The organism is Acetobacter thailandicus (genome assembly GCF_011516655.1).
GTDB lineage: Bacteria > Pseudomonadota > Alphaproteobacteria > Acetobacterales > Acetobacteraceae > Acetobacter > Acetobacter thailandicus.
This window is the reverse complement of sequence record NZ_WOSV01000002.1, coordinates 312,697-332,000: the sequence shown is the minus strand read 5'-3', so window position 1 is coordinate 332,000 and position 19,304 is coordinate 312,697. Positions and strand designations below refer to the sequence as shown.

Genomic DNA, 19,304 nt, shown 5'->3' with positions numbered 1-19,304 from the left:
GACAAACAGCAGTTATCAGAAGAAAACTATATATTATAAGGCGTAAGCGTTTTTCAGATACGTCACTTATGTGCATTGCTTTCTTCCGGTATCATAAAGAGGACATTGCCTGTGTTATGCTTTTTTTCGCCAGAACAGGAAAAGAGCGCTGCTTATCAGTATGGTGAGCAAGGGGAACTTCAGGCATTTTATGCGTGATTTTTTGAGAAGGTTCTCTGCCAGCATAACAAGAAACAGGATCATGACCTTAGGTGAAAGCTTGCTTTCGCCGTGCAGGCGGTCACGGAAAACCATAGGCACTTCTTTTAATTTTACTGGCTCAGATGATACGAGCAAAAGCTCAAGTAAAATTTTAAAGCCCTTACCTGAAAGCTCTGGTGCCCGTGCCTCAAACCATTCACGCTTCATAGCAAAGAAACCGCTCATAGGGTCAGTGACCGGCGCTGAGGTAAGGCACTGAGCAAGCTTTATACCTGACTGAGACAGAAGATGGCGCCATGCGCTGGAGAGCCCGTCGCAGCTTCCACCCTCGATATGTCTGCTGGCAACTGCCATATCGTGCTGGTCATCAAGTATGGCTCTGATCATGGCGGGCAGGCATGTTTCATCATGCTGCATATCGCCATCCATCACAGCAATAACGGAGGCTGATGAGGATAAAGCTCCCTCTATGACAGCTGATGAGAGGCCCTTACGTCCGATACGCAGAATACCTCTGACATGCGAATTTTCAGCAGCCAGCTTACGCACTTCATGAATGGTGCCGTCGGGAGAGTTATCATCAACAAACACGACCTCCCAGCTGTAGTCGCCAAGGGCACTATGTAACGCTTTGACAAGAGGGCGTATATTAGCACATTCATTGTAGCATGGGACGATAATGCTGATGTCAGTATGCGTCATATATCTTTCATGTCCATTTGTGCGTAAAGTTTACGGGGCTCTGTTGCCGGGATTTTATGTCGTTTTTTTGTTAAAAATAAAAAGTTTTTCTTTATATCACAGGATATAAAAATTTATTTTATGAGAAAAAATGTTTGCCTGTAAAAAAAATAAGAAAGGTTAACTTTCTATAATGATCTCTGATGCAGAAAAGCAGCATATACCACGTGGGGTGTTGTGCGGTGCCGGTGCCGGCGCTTTATGGGGGCTGGTGTTTCTGGCTCCTGCACTGGTGAACGATTTTTCGCCGGTACAGCTCGCAGCAGGGCGTTATCTTGCTTATGGTTTTATGGCGGCAGTATTGCTTGCACCTCGCTGGACCAGAGCGCTGAGTATGCCTGGTCGTAAAGACTGGATTGCTTTGATATGGCTCTCACTGCTGGGTAATATTGTTTATTATATTCTGCTCTCCCGCGCTGTGCAGACGGGCGGTATCGCTCTGACATCACTTATCATCGGGTTTTTGCCCGTAGCTGTGACACTGATTGGCACCCGCGATGCTCACGCACCATCGGTGCGCTCTCTGGTGCCGTCTTTATGTCTTTGTGTTGCAGGTACTTTTTGCATTGGTTACCAGGCTTTTTTGTCTGATTCTGCTTCACCTCATACGCTACAGGGGGTGATCTGTGCTGTGGGTGCTCTGGTTTCATGGACAGCCTACGCGGTAGGGAATACACGTTGCCTGTCGCGCCTGCACCATATTTCTGTACAGGACTGGAACTTGCTGACAGGTATCGTGACGGGAGCGCTGTCTCTGGTGTTGCTGCCTGTTGTGCTGTTTGTCACCACGGCCCATCACAGTGGGGCGCGCTGGCTATATTTTATGGGTGTTTCATCTGCTGTTGCTTTGCTGGCGTCAATCTGTGGTAACGCATTATGGAACAAAATGAGCCGTCTCGTGCCTCTGACACTTGTCGGGCAGATGATATTGTTTGAGACGTTATTTGCCCTGATTTATGGTTTTGTATGGGAGCAGCGCTGGCCCAGGCTGATGGAGGTTGTTGCTTTTGTACTGGTAACAGCAAGTGTTGTTTTATGCCTGACAGCTCATAAAAAAAAGCCAGCTTCGTCCTGACATAAAAAAAACCGGGAGAGTATCCCGGGTTCTTTTGTGTTATTTATCAGGAAAAGGCGCAAGGCTGTTCGGGATACTGATCGGGATATTATTTTCCTGAAAAGCCTGCCAGATATCAAACAAAGCTTCACTGCGGATCGTTGTCGTGCTCGACACATCGTTAGCGCGTGCTGTGCCTGTAAGCAGGGCTGATCCGTCAGCAATATTGGTGATCGTTGCTGTTGGCGGGTAAGTCGGGTCAACATTCTTACTGGCTGCCAGAGCTTCGATCATGACCTGCATTGCTCTTTCAAGGTCAGAGGCAAAAGGCAGCTGTAGCACTGTGGTAAACACACCTGGTTTTTCAGAGCGCGTGGCATTACGCACAGCCGTTGTAATGAACTGTGAGTTTGGAACAATCAGAGTTGATTTATCTGACAGGGCAATATTGGTTGAACGCACACTGATGCGGGTAATAACACCGCGGGAGCCTGCAATTTCAACGACATCACCAATTGAGACAGGACGCTCTGCCATCAGAATAATACCTGACACAAAGTTCTGCACGATAGACTGAAGACCAAAACCGATACCAACTGAGAGCGCGCTGACGACCCATGTCATGCTCTTCATGGTGACGCCGAGTGTGGAGGCAGCGGTCAGTCCGATAAGGATCCATGAGGAGTATGTGATGATACTCAGTATAGATGACTGTGCACCAATATCGAGGCTGGTTTTAGGGAAGTAACGCTCACGAAACCAGGTGGTAAGAATTTTGATGGCATAAGAGCCCAGAATAAACAGGAGAATGCAGAGAATAATTGCATCGAGCGAGATATGAAAACCACCTTCACCACTGGTTGAGGTGTCGGCTCCGTTAAAGATATAGGCAATACGACTGATGATCTGTGAGGGGTCAAAAGTGGCTCCTGCTGTGGCAACGGCAAAGCCCATAATGACAAGAAAAACACATATAATGCCGGGAATAACAACGCAGGCCTGATCAACCAGACGAGCAGGCAGGCCCAGTTGTACAAGACGTGAGCCAACGGGTGCAGAGGAAGGGAAAATAGTATCGCCCAGTGCGATGACCAGCATAGCAAACAGTACGAGTGCAGTTGTTGTGACAGCCATGCCTGAAATCCATGTGATAATGGAGTAGGCAAGGGGAATATAGCCTAAAAAGACAGCAATCCAGCAGACGATGGAGACAGAACTTGCGAGAGTCTGTAACAGCGGAGCAAGTGAGCTGTGTATTTCTTTTCCTTCACCGGTCGAGAGACGGAGCTGGCGGGGAACGGCAAACAGCAACGGACTGACACTCAGCACATAAAGAGCATCACAAAACTGGATCGACATGCTGCTCAGGCCACTTTTGGTATCGATAAAGCGCAGGATGCCACGGATAGCCAGCGCAACAGCAAACCAGAAAGGAAACAGGCGGAGGTTTTTCGCCAGTGTGTCAGAAAGGCTGATGATACGCCATTTTTCATCGCGGGAGAGCAGGTTAAATCCCAGTTCGGTGACAAAGCCACAAATCGGGATTTGTATGGCAATCATACCGGCCAGAACGGAGAGATCTTCCTGCAGGGCATTATTGTTAAATGAGATGCCGGCCCATGCAATATCAAAAGAAAAACGCCAGATAATAGCAGTCAGAATGCTGCAGGTGACAGTGGCCACAATAGCTCTGATACGACCGGCAGGCAGCACGCGGGAGACCAGGCTTCTGATGCCTCTGCGGCTAAAAAGCCATCCTGTGAGCAGGAGAGCAGAAAGAGCAAATGACCCCAGGGTCAGCAGGGCACGCTGCCCTTTAAGAGATGCTGACAGAACAGCACCGCTCTCCTGTGCCAGGCGTGACAGACGACCCGTGTTATTGCCAGCCGCATCAACCAGCTGAGACCAGAATGTTATGCCCAGTGGTGTTGGAAAGCGCTGTGTCAGAGTAGCCTGCTGAATGGCAGAGCCATGCTGGCGCAGTTCGTCAACAAGCTGCTGTGCTTCCAGCTGATACAGGCGCAGTCTGGTCATACGTTCAGAAATATCGCGCTGCTTGGCAGAAAGGGCTTTACGCTGCGCTGTTACTGAAGGAGATTCACTTGTATCTCCTTTTTCCGGTGCTTTGCCCAGAATGTTTAGAAAATTCTGATAAATCGTATTGTATGGCTTGATTTTTGCCAGCAGCCCATCAGCCTGTGTTGCAATAGCTGAGGCTCGTTTTAGTAACGCAGCATATGCAACCGTGCTTTCAGTTTTTGTATAATTCTTAGTGCTGCTTTCATAAACAGAATGCAGCTCAGCCCCCATCGCATCAAGAGTAGAGTCAGGAGCGATAACAGAAATACCTGAGATAAGGGGGGTAGTCGGATTTGTAATTTCTGACTGATTTTGCTGTGTGTCTTCTGCTGCTGCCCATGCTGCGGGAAGCGTAGTGAGTGAGCATATTCCTATAAATAAAGCAGTAAAAAGAGCAGAAAGAGCACGTGTCGGTATAAAAGCCATCAGGTTTCCTGTAGCAAAATGGACGGTCAGAAAGTTTTTTTTGCGTCTGCAGGCAGGGGGAGAGGACGCCATGACCCGGACTGAAGTATTTCTGCAGGGCGGTAGTTCGTTTTATAGGCCATTTTCTCTGATTTTTCTATCCAGTATCCTAAGTAGAGATAAGGCAGATTCAGAGTGCGGGTGTGTTCAGTTAAAGTCAGAATAGCAAAGCTGCCCAGAGAACGTTGTGTCTGTTCAGGGGCGTAAAAATTATAAACGGCTGAAATTCCGTCTTCAAGCACATCAATCAGACTAACCGCAACGAGGGTCTGGTCAGCTGTACGAAACTCGAGCACAGCGGTCGCAACAGGTGTATCCTCTATCATGCCCTGGTAGTCTGTCTCTGTCATCTGAGCCATGTCACTGTCAGCATGGCGTGAGTGCTGATAACGACGAAACAGGGCGTATTGCTCAGCGGTCGCAACCGGAGCGGCCACGCTGATCACAAGGTCAGCATTACGACGCAGGGTGCGTCTTTGTGTCCGGTCAGGGGTAAACTGCGACACAGGCAGACGAATGGGAATGCAGGCAGAGCAGTTTTCGCACATTGGCATATAAGCGAAGGTATGACTGCGCCGAAACCCCGCACGGGACAGGCGACTATGCAGGGCGTTTGCCTGAGGTGTTGCCAGGTCAGCAATTATTTTACGCTCGGTTTTGCCTGGCAGATAGGGGCAGGGCGTAGCCTGAGCAGAATAGAAAAACTGCGAATGACGCAGCGGTGAAACCATAAGGGGTCCGTCCGTTCAGCTTACAGGTAAGAAAATCCAGAGATATTTATTTTGGTGGTGTTAACCGGGATACAATAACACATATCAGATTTTTTCTGTGGTCAGACAGACTCATCTGGCCACAGAAAAAATAAGAGTATCTTACTGTCCGTAGGTCTGACGAATACGTTCAGCAGCTTCAACAGCAAAGTAAGTGAGTATACCATTAGCTCCGGCACGACGGAAGGCAAGCAGGCTTTCCATTACGGCGCGCTCATGGTCGAGCCAGCCATTACGAATGGCAGCCATAAGCATCGCGTATTCACCAGAGACCTGGTATACATAAGTGGGAACAGAAAAAGTCTCTTTTACGCGCTGCACGATGTCGAGATACGGCATGCCAGGTTTAACCATGACCATGTCAGCACCTTCAGCAATATCCATCTCGACTTCGCGCATGGCTTCATCGCTGTTGGCAGGGTCCATCTGATAGGTTTTTTTATCACCCTTGAGTTTGTCTCCTGACCCCAGAGCATCACGAAACGGACCATAGAATACACTGGCATATTTAGCCGCGTAAGACATGATGCGTGTGTTCACCATGCCATTTTCGTCAAGGGCTGTACGCATCGTGCTGATACGGCCATCCATCATGTCTGACGGAGCGATAATATCAATGCCGGCAGCTGCCTGATTAACGGTTTGCCGGGTCAGAATAGCGACAGAGTCGTCGTTGTGAACATAACCATCGCGAATAACCCCGTCATGGCCGTGGCTGGTATAGGGGTCAAGTGCGACGTCACCAATCAGCCCGAGATGAGGAAATTCTTTTTTGAGTAAGCGTGCAGCCCGACACATCAGGTTGTCAGGGTTGAGAGCCTCAGTGCCCTCAGCATCCTTAACTTCTGCAGGTGTGACAGGAAAGAGGGCAAGAGCGGGAATGCCCAGTTTGGCGGCATGCTCGACATGACCTGCAAGGCGATCAAGGGTAACACGGTGCACGCCTGGCATAGAGGCCACTTCGGTTACGGTATTCGTGCCTTCGGTAAAGAAAATCGGCCAGATAAGGTTATTAATGCCCAGCGAAGTTTCAGCAACCAGTCGACGGGTAAAATCGTCAACCCGGTTACGACGTGGGCGGGCCAGAGGAAAGCGCCCTGCCTTCATGGGGAAAATCTCCTGAAATGAGTTGATGCCTGGTCTGTTACAGCTAAGCGTGACAAACCAGACAGGGGCTGATGTAAAGTCTACCTGTTTCGTGCGAGTTTACTATTGCGGTGACCGTAACCCATGTAGACGATCAGACCAATTGACAGCCAGAGAACAAGGCGAACCCAGGTCATTTTGTCGAGGGCTATCATCAGGCTGCCACAGCATAAAACGCCAAGGGCAGGGATAATGTCTCCCCCCGGCAGCCGGAAAGCACGCGGGGCATCGGGTGACTTACGCCTCAGAACCATAACGCCGATGCAGGCAATAACAAATGCCAGCAATGTACCTATCGAGGTCATGTGCCCAAGTTCAGAGATCGGCAGGAAGGCGCTGAGCAGGCTGGTGATGACCATGAAAAAGATGTTCGAAAGCCATGGTGTCTGAAACTTACTGTGTGTTTTGCTGAACATCGGAGGGAGTAACCCATCGCGTGACATTGCAAAAAAGACGCGGCTTTGCCCGAGAAGCAGCCCGAGAAGCACAGAGGTGAACCCGCAGATAATACCAATTTTAATAGCCAGTTGCAGCCAGTGATAAGGGGTCTGGTTAATGGCTGCCGCAACCGGTGCGGCATCGCCAAGCATCTGTTTGTAGTTAAGCAGGCCTGTCATCACAACTGAGAAGGCAACATAAACAAAGGCACATATGACCAGGCTGCCAAGAATGCCAATAGGCATATCACGAGCAGGGTTTTTTGTTTCCTGTGCTGTGGTTGAAACAACATCGAATCCGACATAGGCAAAAAAGATAGTGCCTGCCGCGCGCATAATACCAGACCAGCCAAAGTGGCCAAACGTGCCTGTATTTTCGGGAATGAAGGGATGATAGTTTGCGGGATGAATAAATGCTATTCCAAAGCCAATAAAAGAGGCGATGATAAGGAGTTTGATTATAACAATAACGGCGTTAACTTTAGCGGACTGTGAAATGCCGCGTATAAGCAGTAGTGATACAATACATATAATAAAGGCTGCAGGCAGGTTGATCAGGCCTCTGACAATTGTGCCATCTGGCATCCCGATCCTTTCAAGGGGGGATGCTGTAAGTCTTCGGGGAAGTTCCAGCCCCCATGAGTCAAGCAGAGACGTCACATAACGAGACCAGCTTACAGCCACGGTCGCTGCGCCGACCGAATATTCAAGCACCAGATCCCAGCCGATAATCCAGGCTACCAGTTCACCCATTGTAACATATGCATAGGTATAGGCACTGCCGGCAATGGGAATCATACTTGCCAGTTCACTGTAGCACAGCCCGGCAAACCCACAGGCAATGGCTGCAATAAGAAAAGAGATGGCTACAGCCGGCCCCGCATTTTCTGAAGCAGCAATACCAGTCAGAGAAAACAGCCCGGCTCCGATGGTCGTGCCAATGCCAAGAGCAATCAGATTTCCTGGTCCAAGAACCCGCTTCAGTCCATTTTTGCGTTCCAGTTTTTCAAGCGGCATACAGCGTGCGAATAACGAGCCGGGTGAAGATGGTGGCCTGTGCTCCATCAGTTTTTCTCCTGTCACAACCAGCACGTATAAAAGGGAGAAAGGGCGTGGTGGTGTGGTCCTGATAAAATAACAAATTGGCTATGTCAGTAAGATATGTTTTTAACGTAATGAAATTATCTACTGTGTCTACCGCTTATAGTGCTATAGCGTGGGCAACTACAAAAGATTTAAAAAGGAGCCTTCAATGAGCCGGACAGATCTGGATCGTTTTTTTCGTGATACTGTAGAGGAGGTCGATCCTGCTGTTGCTGCCGCTCTGGCAGGGGAACTCAAACGTCAGCAGGATGGTATTGAGCTGATTGCCAGTGAAAACATGGTTTCACAGGCTGTTTTACAGGCTCAGGGCAGCGTGCTGACCAACAAATATGCAGAAGGATACCCTGGCCGCCGTTATTATGGTGGCTGTGTTGAGGTTGATAAGGTTGAAAGCCTTGCAATTGAACGGGTTAAAAAGCTGTTTAATGCCGGGTTTGCCAATGTGCAGCCTCATTCAGGTGCTAATGCGAACCAGGCCGCATTTATGGCGCTGGCAAAACCTGGTGATACCGTTCTGGGTATGAGCCTGGCAGCAGGCGGGCATCTGACCCATGGTGCGGCCCCGAACTATTCAGGTAAATGGTTCAATGCGGTGCAGTACGGTGTGCGTCGTCAGGATGGTCTGCTTGACTATGATGAGATGGAACGTCTGGCCCGTGAAACAAAGCCCACTCTGATCGTTGCCGGTGGTTCAGCTTATCCGCGTATTATCGATTTTGCCCGCTTCCGTAAAATTGCGGATGAAGTCGGTGCCGCTCTTATGGTTGATATGGCCCATTTTGCCGGCCTGGTTGCAGCAGGTCTGTACCCCAACCCGCTGGATTATGCCGATGTGGTAACATCCACCACGCATAAAACACTTCGTGGTCCTCGCGGGGGTCTTATCCTGACTAATGATGAGGCTTTAGCGAAGAAAATTAACTCAGCTGTTTTCCCTGGTCTTCAGGGTGGACCGCTCATGCATGTTATTGCTGCAAAAGCTGTCGCTTTTGGAGAAGCACTGCAGTCTGAGTTTAAAGAATATCAGAAAGCTGTGCAGACTAACGCCAATGTGCTGGCAGAATCTCTCGTAAAGCGTGGCTTTGATATTGTGACCGGCGGCACAGATTCGCACCTGCTTCTGGTTGATCTGCGTCCGAAAAAAGTGACCGGTAAAGCTGCTGAGCAGGCTCTTGAGCGTGCTGGTATCACCGCTAACAAAAATGCCATTCCGTTTGACCCTGAAAAACCGGCTATTACGTCAGGTGTGCGTCTGGGCAGCCCGGCGGCAACAGCACGTGGTTTCCGTGAGGCTGAGTTTGACGAAATCGGTGCAATGATTGACGAAGTGCTGACAGCTCTGGCCCGCTCTGGCGGAGAAGGCGATCATGAGGTTGAACAGGCTGTGCATGAGCGAGTTAAAGCTCTTTGCGCACGTTTCCCTATCTATAGCTGAGTGTTAAACTGACTGCCAGATTTCTGGCCGTCAGGTCTCGGTGATCTTACAGCGTCGTGTTAAAGCGGCGCTGTAAGTGTTTAACAGGCTCTGGCAAGCCTGAGCGCAATGTGGTTTTTGACCGGCCGCAGGTTAGGAATAACCAGAAGGCAGTTATCGTAAGGCGTACGAATTTCTTCTCCTCCATCAAGAGCCAGAAGAGTTCCCTGTCTGCGAATAAGGTCACAGTTGCGAAATGGTTTTATAAAAATGAATTTATCTGTGCGTGCATGCACAGCATGTGTCACGGCTGCGACAGGTGCTTTGATATTTGCTGCGACAGGTGTCGCTCTTTGATCTGAAGAGATGATTCCGCATATTTGCGGAAAAAGAGCCGCAGCCCGACATGCCAGCTCCTGACTTGCGGTGCTCCAGTGTTGTCCTGTTTCAAAAAGGCAGGCTGTTGCCTGTGTATTGTCAGATAAAAAATGAGGGTGATCAATCAGGCGCAGACCGCTCTGACAGGGAGCATCCTGTATAACCCACGGCGGGCTGGTCAGAGCTGAGGCAACGGCACGTGAATGGTTTATATTTTTTTGTTTCTGGCCTGTGAGTAAAAGAGGCGGGCCGTCCCAGAACATCGAGTGCAGGTCGAGCACTCTGTCTGCTTCTGTAATAAGCGGGGCCACAGCTCGGATACGGTTTATTTCGTAAGACTGATGGCCTGAGCGAAGAAGGTCAGGGCACCAGAGCCGGTTCATATCCTCATCCACAAAGCGGCTGCGTGTGGGGTGTTGGGGGTCAAACTGCTCAAAAGCTTTTAAGTTGAGAAAAATCAGGCTGAGTTTTCCGCTTTCAGGGCGTATTTTTTGAGACAGCAGCGCATTGAGAGCATAAGCCCCGGCATATTCATTGCCATGCATAAGAGCCGTAATGACAACATGGGGCCCGCGTGCCGGACCTTCAAAGTGATGCACACCTTCGATTCCACAATTGCCTTTAATCCAGGGGGTAATGTCAGGAGGGGGGATTGTCTGAGTGAAGACGGGCAGGGAATACTGAGATGGAGCCAGCACAGCAGAAATCGTCCGGAAGCGTACCGGAGCATGCTCGGTGTTGTGTCTGCGGGAGGCACAGCTCATAGTGTGTATCCTGTCTGACTACAGATAAAAATTAGCTGCTGACAAGAAATATGCCTGCATAGTGCAGTTACTATGAAAGTAAGGGGGCTGGTATGCAATCCCTCCCCGGACTGATTTACCGTCCGGGAAGTTAAAAAAGTATAAAAAAGAGAATTTTTAATAAAATTACAATAAAACAGTTAGTTAGCTGGTGGTGGCAAGGCCTGCTCTTCGGTCAGGATACGAAATTTTATTTCGGCACCTTTTTCAATATCACGGAGTTTTTTGCGGTCTGTCAGGCTGCATAAGGTCAGAGCGGTGCCTGTTTTACCGGCCCTGCCTGTGCGGCCAATACGGTGCAGATAGACTTCGGGCTGTTCAGGCGGGGCAAAATTAATAACGGTTTTAACGTCAGGCACGTCCAGCCCGCGTGCAGCAATATCTGTTGCAACCAGTATGGGTGTGCGCCCTGAGGTGAAGCTGGCTACAGTTGCATTACGCTGAGCCTGTGTCAGGTCACCATGCAGAGGTGCCGCAGGCAGTTTGTTCTTTTTCAGAAAGCCCGCAATCTGATCAGCCTCAGCTTTTGTCTGGGTAAAGACAATCGTTTTACTTTTTCTGTCGCGGTTAAAAAACGTCTTAAGAAAAGCAGTCCGCAGTCCGGGGTCAATAAAATAAGCGCCCTGACGAATGGGCCCTCTTTTCTCAGGGTGTTTTTCAATTTCAACCTTAATCGGTTTGTGCAGTAACTTGTGCAAAACGGGTGTCAGTGTATCAGGCAATGTTGCCGAGAAAAATAAAGTCTGACGTATTTCAGGCAGGCTCTCGATAACAGTTGCACTTTCTTCAAAAAATTCAGGGGCAAACAGCCTGTCCCCTTCATCCATTACAACACGGGTGCAGGTTGCCGGGTCCAGGTCACCCATATGAATAAAATCAAGCAGGCGGCCCGGCGTTGCGATAATAACGCGCGGCCCCTTATGATCGAGACTTTCAGCCTGAGGTTCGCGGTCAGCTCCACCATATAATGTGATAACAGCCGGGGCACCGCTCTTAAAACGGTTCGCTCTGGGGTCCAGCCCCAGGCAGCGTCTGAAAACACCGGCAGTTTGCAGGGCAAGCTCCCGGGTCGGTACAATCACCAGCACATCATTGTGACGGCGTGTGCTGAGCAGATGGTGTAACAGTGGCAGCGCATAGGCCGCCGTTTTACCTGTGCCGGTGGGGGCAATGGCCAGCACATCTTTATCATTAAGCACGGCAGGAATGGTCTGTTCCTGCACGGGGGTCGGTTGTGTCATACCCGCCTGGGTAGCGTGAGTGCAAAGAGCGGGCAGAAGGCCCATTGTCTCGAAACTGTTAGACATGCTGGTTTTGTCTGCCTTGAGCGAAGAATGTCTTGTCTATATGCCCAAACATGGCAGAATTTTAAACCCCGCACAGAGTATGATGTTTAGCCAGAGGAGAAAATCGTGTCAGTTTCAGCACTGATTATAGGGGAAGACTTCGCGGGGATGCGCTCTCAGGCGTGTGGTCTGGCTGTGCGTGCAGAGTGGCAGAGCGCGTTTCATCCTGTCCGCCCCTCGCGTTTATCTCGCTTGCTGCTGTGTGGCCCTGAGATGCTGAGCCGCAGGTGTCTTGCTGATCTGAACGGTGTTGATCTGGTCAAAGAAGCGCAGAAGACAGCACAGGTGCTTATCAGTATTGGTGGCAAAGGCGGGGCTGCAGGGGCTGCGCTGAGCGCTGTGGCCGGCTTGCCTGTTGTGCAGATTCAGCATCCGCGACAGGCTTTGTCACGTTTTAATCTTATTCTGGCCTGTGTACATGATGAAATAAGCGGGCCGAACGTGTTGCTCGGCCGAACGGCACTTCATGGGTTAATGCCTGAGGTGCTGGAGCAGGTACGTGCTGAGTGGATGCCCCGTTTTGCTCATTTGCCACGCCCCCTGACAGCGGCTCTGGTGGGCGGGTCTAACGGACGTTTCAGCTTTGGTGTGCGTGAGGCCGCAAGTCTTGGGGATGCTCTTGCCGTCACGACTGCGGATTCCCGGGGTAGTCTTATGGTAACACCCTCGCGGCGCACAGACCCCGCAGCACTGGCCGTGCTGACTGAGCGGGTTCACGCTGTGGGAGGAGAGGTCTGGAATGGTGAAGGTGATAACCCTTATAAAGGGCTGATTGCCTGTGCCGACCAGATTGTCGTAACGACAGACAGCGTTTCTATGGTGTCAGAAGCTGTAGCGGGCACAGCGCCTGTGTCGGTCTTTCCGTTGCCAGGCAGATCACGGCGTATTTTTCGTTTTGTGGATGAGCTGGTTAAAGCCGGGCGTGTCAGGCTGCTGGAGAGCAGGGCGCAGCGTTTACCTAAGATATGGGCAGTCCAGCCGCTTGATGACACAACGGAGCTGGTTGGTGAAATGCACCGTCGGCTGGCTCTGTGATGACAGATTTATGCCCAGATGGTCCCCAGCAGCACAATAGTACCGACAATCAGTGCTGCCATATGGCGCATGACGTGCTCGGGTGAATCGGGGGGGAGTAAGACATAGTAACGATAGCAGTATAACATCAGCGCACAGCCGGTTGTGCCCGTAATGATACGGGTTACAGGAAGTCGTGAGAGTTTGCTGGTGTTAAACTGCATCGTTTGTCACGCTTTATGGGCCGGGGAAAACCGAGGCGGGGTAGCCCTGGGCAAAAAGTGCTGTACGCAGCGAGGTGTGGTTAATCTGCGCTGTAATTTTTTCACGCACAACAGGTTTGGCAAAAAAGGCCAGGCCAAGCCCCGCGGCCTGCAGCATAGGCAGGTCATTGGCGCCGTCACCAATAGCCAGAGCCTGCTCGGGGGCTAGGTGGTGGCGCTGTGATAATGTATTAAGCAGGTGCAGCTTGGTGTCAGGGCCAAGAACAGGCTGGCCGGTTTCACCTGTCAGAAAACCGTTATCGCTTAGCAGCGTATTAGCATGATGTTCCTGAAAATTACACAGGGCAGCAACACGTTCAGTAAAAAAAGTGAACCCGCCTGAAACCAGAGCCGTATAGGCGCCGTGTGCCCGCATTGTCTGCACAAGGGCTTTTGCGCCATCGTTGAGGCGCACATCCTGCCAGGCTTTTTCAAGCAATGAGGCCGGAAAGCCTTTGAGCAGAGCCACACGCTCACGCAGAGCAGTGGCAAAGTCCAGCTCGCCATTCATAGAGCGTGCAGTGATAGCGGCAATCTTATCGCCAATACCAGCATGTGTTGCCAGGTCATCAAGCGTTTCACCGGCGACAATGGTGCTGTCCATGTCTGAAACCAGCAGGTGTTTGCGTCGCGCTGCCGGATGTGTCAGGACCGCATCAACTGGTTTGTCACCCAGAGCGGCCTGTAAAAGCGGCAGCCGTTCTGCGGCATCAGCAGGGCAGATAATGTCGGCTGCTTCGCCAGGGGAGAGAACAGAAGGAGAGTGCGTGCTGTGCATGCACTCCTGCGCCGTAGCGATAATGTCATCGCTCAGCGTCGTTGCATCGCGTTGTGCAACAAGGGTCAGAACAAGGGTTTTCATTTGCCCGTAATGTGACAGGAATGCTCGTATGAGGCAAGCAGATGTATGGAACTTTGATGTGAGCGCACCGCATCGGCTGCCAGCCGTGATTGTGGCCGGGCCAACCTGCTCTGGCAAGTCGGATATGGCGCTTATGCTGGCAAAAGCTCTGCACGGTACAATCATTAATGCAGATTCGATGCAGGTTTATAAAGAACTGAGAGTTCTGACCGCACGGCCGGCTGAGGCAGATGAGGCGTCTGTCCCTCATCGTTTATACGGGGTTTTACCGGCAGCTGAAAAAGGGAGCGTGGCCTGGTGGCGTGAGCGCGCGCTTGAGTGCATGAACGAGGCCTGGCAGGCAGAGCAGTTGCCCATTCTGTGTGGTGGCACCGGGATGTATATGAATGCTCTGGTTAAAGGGCTTGCTGAAATTCCGCCCTCTGACCCGCTTGTGCGTGAGCAAACCCGTGAGTTTGTCAGTGAGTACGGAGCTGCTGCCCTGCATGACCGTCTGATGGAGGCAGACCCCGAAATGGCTGCGCGTTTGCAGCCGGCAGATTCGCAACGTGTCAGCCGCGCGTGGGAGGTGCTGCGCAGCACCGGCCGCAGTCTGGCCTGGTGGCAGCAGCAGCCCGGCCTGCCGCCTGCCGCCTGTCGTTTTGTAGCATTACGTCTTTTACCGCCGCGTGATGAGTTAAGAGCCCGCATTGCACAGCGTTTTGATAAAATGATGGCGCAGGGCGCGCTGGCAGAGGTGCAGGCACTCCTTTCGCAAAACCTTGACCCGGCTTTGCCGGCTATGCGTGCCCATGGCGTGCCGGAACTGAGAGCCTGTCTGCAGGGTGAAATCAGTGAGGAGGAGGCGATGCGCCTGGCTGTGCTGGCAACCGGGCGTTATACGCGCCGTCAGGCGACGTGGTTTGCCCATCATGCCCTGGCTGAGGATGAGCGAACATATGATTTTAATGCGTGCACGCCGCCGTTTGAGAAATTTTCGGAAAGAAAAAGAGATGAAATCATTTCTTTTATTATTAACGGGATTGACGCTCCCCCTTCAGTTCTCTAAAGATGCGCTCAGACCGATTTGAAAAGACGGAATAATATTATGTCGAACACAGCCTCAGCCCACCCGGCTACAAAGAACACCGCATCTCTCCCCGGAGCGGAAGTTCTTATGCGCGCTCTTCAGGAGCAGGGTGTGGAGGTGATTTTCGGCTATCCTGGCGGGGCAGTGCTCCCTATTTATGATGCATTGTTTCGTCAGAATGCTATTCGTCATGTTCTTGTTCGCCATGAGCAGGCTGCTGTGCATGCGGCCGAGGCTTATGCACGCTCAACAGGTAAAGTCGGGGTTGTTCTGGTCACAAGCGGGCCGGGTGCGACAAATGCTGTCACCGGGCTGCTCGATGCACTGATGGATTCTATCCCGCTGGTGTGTCTGTCCGGGCAGGTGCCTTCACCACTGATTGGCTACGATGCATTTCAGGAGGCAGACACCACAGGTATTACCCGTCCTGTTACCAAATATAATTATCTGGTACGTGACCCCGAGACCCTGGCTGAAACCCTGCATGAAGCATTTGCAATAGCCCGCTCAGGTCGTCCTGGTCCGGTTCTTGTTGATTTGCCAAAAAATATTATGGTTGGTGACGCCCCTTATGTCGGTGCCGGAGCTGTAACGCCGCGGACTGGTAAAGTGCGTATGGACCCGGAGCGTGCAGCGGTGGCTGCCGCTGTGGCTGCAATGAAAAAAGCACGCCGCCCTCTGTTTTATACTGGTGGTGGTATTATTAATGCTGGTCCGCAGGCGTCTGAAACGCTGCGCAAACTGGCTCGCCTTACACGGTTTCCTGTTACGTCAACTCTTATGGGGCTGGGAGCATTTCCTGGAACTGACAGCCAGTTCCTGGGGATGCTGGGCATGCACGGCACATATGAGGCGAATCTGGCAACGCATGGGTGTGATGTTCTGATAGCGCTGGGCAGCCGCTTTGATGACCGTGTTACAGGCCGCCTGGATGCATTCTCTCCCGATTCATTTAAAATTCATGTCGATATTGATCCGTCTCAGATCAATAAAATTGTGCATGTTGATCTGCCCATTATTGGTGATGTCGGCCGCACCATGGCGCTGATGATCGAAGAGTGGGAAGCGCAGTCTGCCTATGAACATAATGATGATCTTGATGCCTGGTGGCAGCAGATCGAAGCCTGGCGTAGCCTCGACTGTCTGCGTTTTTCACAGGACCAGGCTCCTGATGCGGTGATTAAGCCTCAGCAGGCTATTCGTCGGATTTATGAACTGGCCCGTGAGACGGAACGCGAGACCTATGTCAGCACTGAAGTCGGGCAGCATCAGATGTGGGCTGCACAGTATTTTCAGTTTGACGCCCCTAACCGCTGGCTGACATCAGGTGGTCTGGGCACGATGGGGTATGGTCTGCCTGCGGCTGTTGGTGCGCAGATAGCCCACTCAGACGCTCTGGTGCTCGATATTGCCGGTGAGGCTTCAACCCTTATGAATGTGCAGGAACTGGGGACGATTGCCCAGTATCGCCTGCCGGTTAAGCTGTTCATTATTAACAACCATTATATGGGTATGGTGCGGCAGTGGCAGGAGCTTCTGCATGGTTCGCGTTATTCAGAAAGTTACAGCGACGCGCTGCCTGACTTTATCAGACTGGCTGAAAGTTTTCATGCAAAGGGGATGCGGGCAACCCGTCTTGATGAGCTTGATAACGTAATTCGCGAAGCACTGGCGCATCCTGGCCCTGTTGTTGTTGATCTGTGCGTGGCAGAGGGTGAAAACTGCTTCCCGATGATTCCTTCGGGTGCCGCTCATAATGAGATGATTCTGGGGCCTGAGCAGGAGGAGCGTGGCGTGCAGGTCACCCGTGAAGGCCGGGCTCTTGTCTGAGCACGAATCTTGTGGCCTGCTGATGCCGCATCAGATGTTTTCCTAAGCTATAACTTCAGGAAGTTTAAATATGCAGAAGGAAATTCCCGGTCCTGCAGTTATCTCTCTGCTGGTAGATAACGAAAGTGGGGCTCTGGCCCGTATTATCGGTTTGTTTTCAGGGCGTGGATATAACATCCGGAGCCTGACAGTTGCACCGGTTGACGAAGAAGGTCTCGTGTCACGTGTGAATGTCGTCACAACAGGCACACCGGCTGATATTCGTCAGATTGAAGCACAGATTGAACGTCAGGTGCCTGTGTCGCGTGTGGTGAACCTCACAGCTGAGGGGCCGCATGTTGCACGTGAAATGGCACTGATTAAGGTTGTGTCACATGGTGAGGCCCGCACAGAAGCTCTGCGTATAGCTCAGGCTTTTCGTGCGCGCGCTGTTGATACAACTGCATCCTCCTTCGTGTTTGAACTCACAGGTTCAACCGATAAACTCGACAGCTTTATTGAGCTTATGCGTCCGCTTGGGCTGGCTGAAGTGTCTCGCACAGGGGTTGCGGCTATTCGTCGCGGGCCACAGACAATTTAGCAACACTGACGCATCAACTTAACAATGCAGACCATCGGGGTCTGCCAGAACAGGAAAAAAGAGAATGGCACTGCGCGTTTATTATGATCGTGATGCAGACGTTAACCTGATTAAATCTAAAAAAGTTGCGGTCATTGGTTATGGCAGTCAGGGCCATGCTCATGCAAACAACCTGAAAGACAGCGGTGTAAAAGACCTGGTTATCGGTCTGCGTGAAGGTTCATCAGCCGTTAAAAAAGCACAGGATGCTGGTTTTACGGTTATGACACCAGACAAAGCCGCTGCATGGGCTGATGTTGTTATGGTGCTGACACCTGACGAAGGGCAGGGCGCTCTTTATAAAGAGTCTCTGGAAAAGAACCTGAAACAGGGTGCGGCTCTGGTTTTTGCTCACGGTCTGGCAATTCACTTCCGTATCATTGAAGCCCGTCCTGACCTTGATGTGTTCCTGATCGCACCAAAAGGTCCTGGCCACACAGTACGCTCTGAGTATCAGCGTGGTGGTGGTGTACCCTGTCTTGTTGCGATTGCTCAGGACAAATCAGGTGCAGCGCTTGAAATCGCTCTGTCTTACGCTTCTGCCATTGGTGGTGGTCGTGCCGGCACGATTGAAACAAGCTTTAAAGAAGAAGTTGAAACCGATCTGTTCGGTGAGCAGGCAGTTCTGTGTGGTGGCCTGGTTGAGCTGATCCGTGCTGGCTTTGAAACGCTGGTTGAAGGTGGCTATGCCCCTGAAATGGCCTATTTTGAGTGTCTGCATGAAATGAAGCTGATCGTAGATCTGATCTATGAAGGCGGCATTGCCAACATGAACTACTCTATTTCTAACACAGCTGAATATGGTGAGTATGTCTCTGGTCCGCGTGTGATCACGGCTGAAAGCAAAAAAGCTATGAAAGAAATTCTGACAGATATTCAGAACGGTACTTTCGTGCGTAACTTCATTCTCGAAAATCAGTCTGGTAATGTTGGCTTTAAAGCCACACGCGCAATTAACGACGCACACCAGATTGAAGCCGTTGGCGAAAAACTGCGTGGTATGATGCCATGGATTGCAAAGTCACGTATGGTTGACAAAACCAGAAACTAAACTGTTTTTTGCAGTTTCCTGAGTTGCATGAAACCCTGCCGGGCTCCCTGGCAGGGTTTTTTCTTGGCTTATGTTCTATGATGATATTCAATAGGTTATCAGACAATAAAGGACAGGAAGATGGTGGCATTACGTATCAAAAAGGCTTGTGCGCTTATAGCAGGTCTTGCTGTTTTTCCCGCTGTGGCGCACGCCGAAAGTGCCGCTCATGGTCAGTTTATTGATGCACAGGGTAGTGAGCGTGGCACTGTTGAGGTGCGCCCGGCCCCTCATGGTGTGTTGATCCATCTTGAGGTGAGTGGTCTCACCCCTGGCTGGCATGCTGTGCATTTTCATGAAAAAGGCAGTTGCACACCTGATAAATTCACCTCGGCTGGAGGGCATGTGCACGCAACAACGCCGGTAGTACATGGTTTTATGAATGGAAAAGCTAATGACGCCGGTGATTTGCCAAATATTTATGTCGGGCACGATGGTTCAGCCCGGGCAGAGTTTTATTCCCCTCTGGTGTCTTTGAAAACGGCTGAGGGTGGTCGTTCTGTTTTACTTGATAAAGATGGAGGGTCAGTGGTTATCCACGCTAATCCTGATGACTACCAGTCACAGCCCATTGGTGGGGCAGGCGGCCGTGTGGCCTGTGCTGTTTTGAAGGAGTAGT

General features: G+C 51.1%; 17 protein-coding genes. 8 read left to right on the top strand and 9 right to left on the bottom strand.

Annotation, left to right across the window (positions count from 1 at the left end; all coding sequences use genetic code 11):
- Positions 1-114 precede the first annotated feature (114 nt).
- The gene (locus GOB58_RS04175; RefSeq protein WP_173559435.1) at positions 115-903 is read right to left on the bottom strand and encodes a polyprenol monophosphomannose synthase; all 789 of its coding nucleotides are present in this window, start codon (positions 901-903) and stop codon (positions 115-117) included.
- 172 nt (positions 904-1,075) lie between these two features.
- Here GOB58_RS04175 and GOB58_RS04170 point away from each other — a divergent pair, with 172 nt between their 5' ends.
- The gene (locus GOB58_RS04170) at positions 1,076-2,017 is read left to right on the top strand and encodes a DMT family transporter (RefSeq protein WP_173559434.1); all 942 of its coding nucleotides are present in this window, start codon (positions 1,076-1,078) and stop codon (positions 2,015-2,017) included.
- A 39-nt stretch (positions 2,018-2,056) separates the two neighbouring features.
- Here GOB58_RS04170 and GOB58_RS04165 read toward each other — a convergent pair whose 3' ends face one another.
- The 4 genes from GOB58_RS04165 to GOB58_RS04150 all read right to left on the bottom strand — a co-directional run bounded on the left by GOB58_RS04165 (position 2,057) and on the right by GOB58_RS04150 (position 7,958).
- Positions 2,057-4,501, bottom strand: coding sequence for a DUF3772 domain-containing protein (locus GOB58_RS04165; RefSeq protein WP_173559433.1), 2,445 nt, complete (start codon positions 4,499-4,501; stop codon positions 2,057-2,059).
- A gap of 26 nt (positions 4,502-4,527) precedes the next feature.
- On the bottom strand, positions 4,528-5,271 hold the full coding sequence (locus GOB58_RS04160; RefSeq protein WP_173559432.1) for an arginyltransferase: 744 nt from the start codon (positions 5,269-5,271) through the stop codon (positions 4,528-4,530).
- A gap of 141 nt (positions 5,272-5,412) precedes the next feature.
- Entirely contained in the window at positions 5,413-6,417 is a 1,005-nt protein-coding gene (gene hemB, locus GOB58_RS04155; RefSeq protein ID WP_173559431.1) for a porphobilinogen synthase, read from the bottom strand.
- 80 nt (positions 6,418-6,497) lie between these two features.
- Positions 6,498-7,958, bottom strand: coding sequence for an amino acid permease (locus GOB58_RS04150; protein ID WP_086554636.1), 1,461 nt, complete (start codon positions 7,956-7,958; stop codon positions 6,498-6,500).
- Between the two features lie 187 nt (positions 7,959-8,145).
- Between GOB58_RS04150 and glyA the strand changes: the two genes are divergently transcribed.
- Positions 8,146-9,432: a serine hydroxymethyltransferase gene (gene glyA / locus GOB58_RS04145; protein ID WP_173559430.1), complete on the top strand. Its 1,287-nt coding sequence runs from the start codon at positions 8,146-8,148 to the stop codon at positions 9,430-9,432.
- Positions 9,433-9,512: 80 nt separating this feature from the next.
- On the opposite strand, the gene GOB58_RS04140 is transcribed toward glyA, so the two are convergent.
- Together GOB58_RS04140 and GOB58_RS04135 are read right to left on the bottom strand one after the other, a co-directional pair.
- Positions 9,513-10,553: a M14 family metallopeptidase gene (locus GOB58_RS04140; RefSeq protein WP_086635074.1), complete on the bottom strand. Its 1,041-nt coding sequence runs from the start codon at positions 10,551-10,553 to the stop codon at positions 9,513-9,515.
- Positions 10,554-10,732: 179 nt separating this feature from the next.
- Positions 10,733-11,899, bottom strand: coding sequence for a DEAD/DEAH box helicase (locus GOB58_RS04135; protein WP_173559429.1), 1,167 nt, complete (start codon positions 11,897-11,899; stop codon positions 10,733-10,735).
- 147 nt (positions 11,900-12,046) lie between these two features.
- Between GOB58_RS04135 and GOB58_RS04130 the strand changes: the two genes are divergently transcribed.
- Positions 12,047-12,973 (top strand): mitochondrial fission ELM1 family protein, encoded by a 927-nt coding sequence (locus tag GOB58_RS04130; RefSeq protein WP_173559524.1) that lies wholly within the window; start codon positions 12,047-12,049, stop codon positions 12,971-12,973.
- Positions 12,974-12,981: 8 nt separating this feature from the next.
- On the opposite strand, the gene GOB58_RS04125 is transcribed toward GOB58_RS04130, so the two are convergent.
- Together GOB58_RS04125 and serB are read right to left on the bottom strand one after the other, a co-directional pair.
- Positions 12,982-13,176, bottom strand: a complete 195-nt coding sequence (locus GOB58_RS04125) for a hypothetical protein (protein ID WP_086635076.1) — start codon at positions 13,174-13,176, stop codon at positions 12,982-12,984.
- Positions 13,177-13,189: 13 nt separating this feature from the next.
- The gene (gene serB / locus GOB58_RS04120) at positions 13,190-14,077 is read right to left on the bottom strand and encodes a phosphoserine phosphatase SerB (protein ID WP_173559428.1); all 888 of its coding nucleotides are present in this window, start codon (positions 14,075-14,077) and stop codon (positions 13,190-13,192) included.
- A 28-nt stretch (positions 14,078-14,105) separates the two neighbouring features.
- Here serB and miaA point away from each other — a divergent pair, with 28 nt between their 5' ends.
- From miaA to sodC, 5 genes are all read left to right on the top strand, one after another.
- Complete coding sequence (gene miaA, locus GOB58_RS04115) at positions 14,106-15,125, top strand: tRNA (adenosine(37)-N6)-dimethylallyltransferase MiaA (protein WP_173559427.1); 1,020 nt, start codon at positions 14,106-14,108, stop codon at positions 15,123-15,125.
- A 39-nt stretch (positions 15,126-15,164) separates the two neighbouring features.
- Positions 15,165-16,976, top strand: coding sequence for a biosynthetic-type acetolactate synthase large subunit (gene ilvB / locus GOB58_RS04110; RefSeq protein ID WP_173559426.1), 1,812 nt, complete (start codon positions 15,165-15,167; stop codon positions 16,974-16,976).
- A gap of 70 nt (positions 16,977-17,046) precedes the next feature.
- A complete protein-coding gene (ilvN, locus tag GOB58_RS04105) occupies positions 17,047-17,556 on the top strand; it encodes an acetolactate synthase small subunit (RefSeq protein WP_086554538.1) in 510 nt (169 codons plus the stop codon).
- A 70-nt stretch (positions 17,557-17,626) separates the two neighbouring features.
- Positions 17,627-18,646, top strand: a complete 1,020-nt coding sequence (gene ilvC / locus GOB58_RS04100) for a ketol-acid reductoisomerase (protein ID WP_086554638.1) — start codon at positions 17,627-17,629, stop codon at positions 18,644-18,646.
- A gap of 120 nt (positions 18,647-18,766) precedes the next feature.
- Positions 18,767-19,303 carry a superoxide dismutase[Cu-Zn] gene (sodC, locus tag GOB58_RS04095; RefSeq protein ID WP_173559425.1) on the top strand — a complete coding sequence of 179 codons (537 nt, stop codon included), beginning with the start codon at positions 18,767-18,769 and terminating at the stop codon, positions 19,301-19,303.
- Position 19,304 lies beyond the last annotated feature (1 nt).

Bases quoted from the DNA above. Each gene is read 5' to 3' on its own strand.
- miaA (WP_173559427.1), top strand. From the start codon at position 14,106: ATGAGGCAAGCAGATGTATGGAACTTTGATGTGAGCGCACCGCATCGG.
- GOB58_RS04140 (WP_086635074.1), bottom strand. From the start codon at position 10,553: ATGAGCTGTGCCTCCCGCAGACACAACACCGAGCATGCTCCGGTACGC.
- ilvB (WP_173559426.1), top strand. From the start codon at position 15,165: ATGTCGAACACAGCCTCAGCCCACCCGGCTACAAAGAACACCGCATCT.
- hemB (WP_173559431.1), bottom strand. From the start codon at position 6,417: ATGAAGGCAGGGCGCTTTCCTCTGGCCCGCCCACGTCGTAACCGGGTT.
- GOB58_RS04135 (WP_173559429.1), bottom strand. From the start codon at position 11,899: ATGTCTAACAGTTTCGAGACAATGGGCCTTCTGCCCGCTCTTTGCACT.
- sodC (WP_173559425.1), top strand. From the start codon at position 18,767: ATGGTGGCATTACGTATCAAAAAGGCTTGTGCGCTTATAGCAGGTCTT.
- GOB58_RS04160 (WP_173559432.1), bottom strand. From the start codon at position 5,271: ATGGTTTCACCGCTGCGTCATTCGCAGTTTTTCTATTCTGCTCAGGCT.
- GOB58_RS04165 (WP_173559433.1), bottom strand. From the start codon at position 4,501: ATGGCTTTTATACCGACACGTGCTCTTTCTGCTCTTTTTACTGCTTTA.
- GOB58_RS04150 (WP_086554636.1), bottom strand. From the start codon at position 7,958: ATGGAGCACAGGCCACCATCTTCACCCGGCTCGTTATTCGCACGCTGT.
- GOB58_RS04175 (WP_173559435.1), bottom strand. From the start codon at position 903: ATGACGCATACTGACATCAGCATTATCGTCCCATGCTACAATGAATGT.
- glyA (WP_173559430.1), top strand. From the start codon at position 8,146: ATGAGCCGGACAGATCTGGATCGTTTTTTTCGTGATACTGTAGAGGAG.
- serB (WP_173559428.1), bottom strand. From the start codon at position 14,077: ATGAAAACCCTTGTTCTGACCCTTGTTGCACAACGCGATGCAACGACG.
- GOB58_RS04130 (WP_173559524.1), top strand. From the start codon at position 12,047: ATGCGCTCTCAGGCGTGTGGTCTGGCTGTGCGTGCAGAGTGGCAGAGC.
- GOB58_RS04125 (WP_086635076.1), bottom strand. From the start codon at position 13,176: ATGCAGTTTAACACCAGCAAACTCTCACGACTTCCTGTAACCCGTATC.
- ilvN (WP_086554538.1), top strand. From the start codon at position 17,047: ATGCAGAAGGAAATTCCCGGTCCTGCAGTTATCTCTCTGCTGGTAGAT.
- GOB58_RS04170 (WP_173559434.1), top strand. From the start codon at position 1,076: ATGATCTCTGATGCAGAAAAGCAGCATATACCACGTGGGGTGTTGTGC.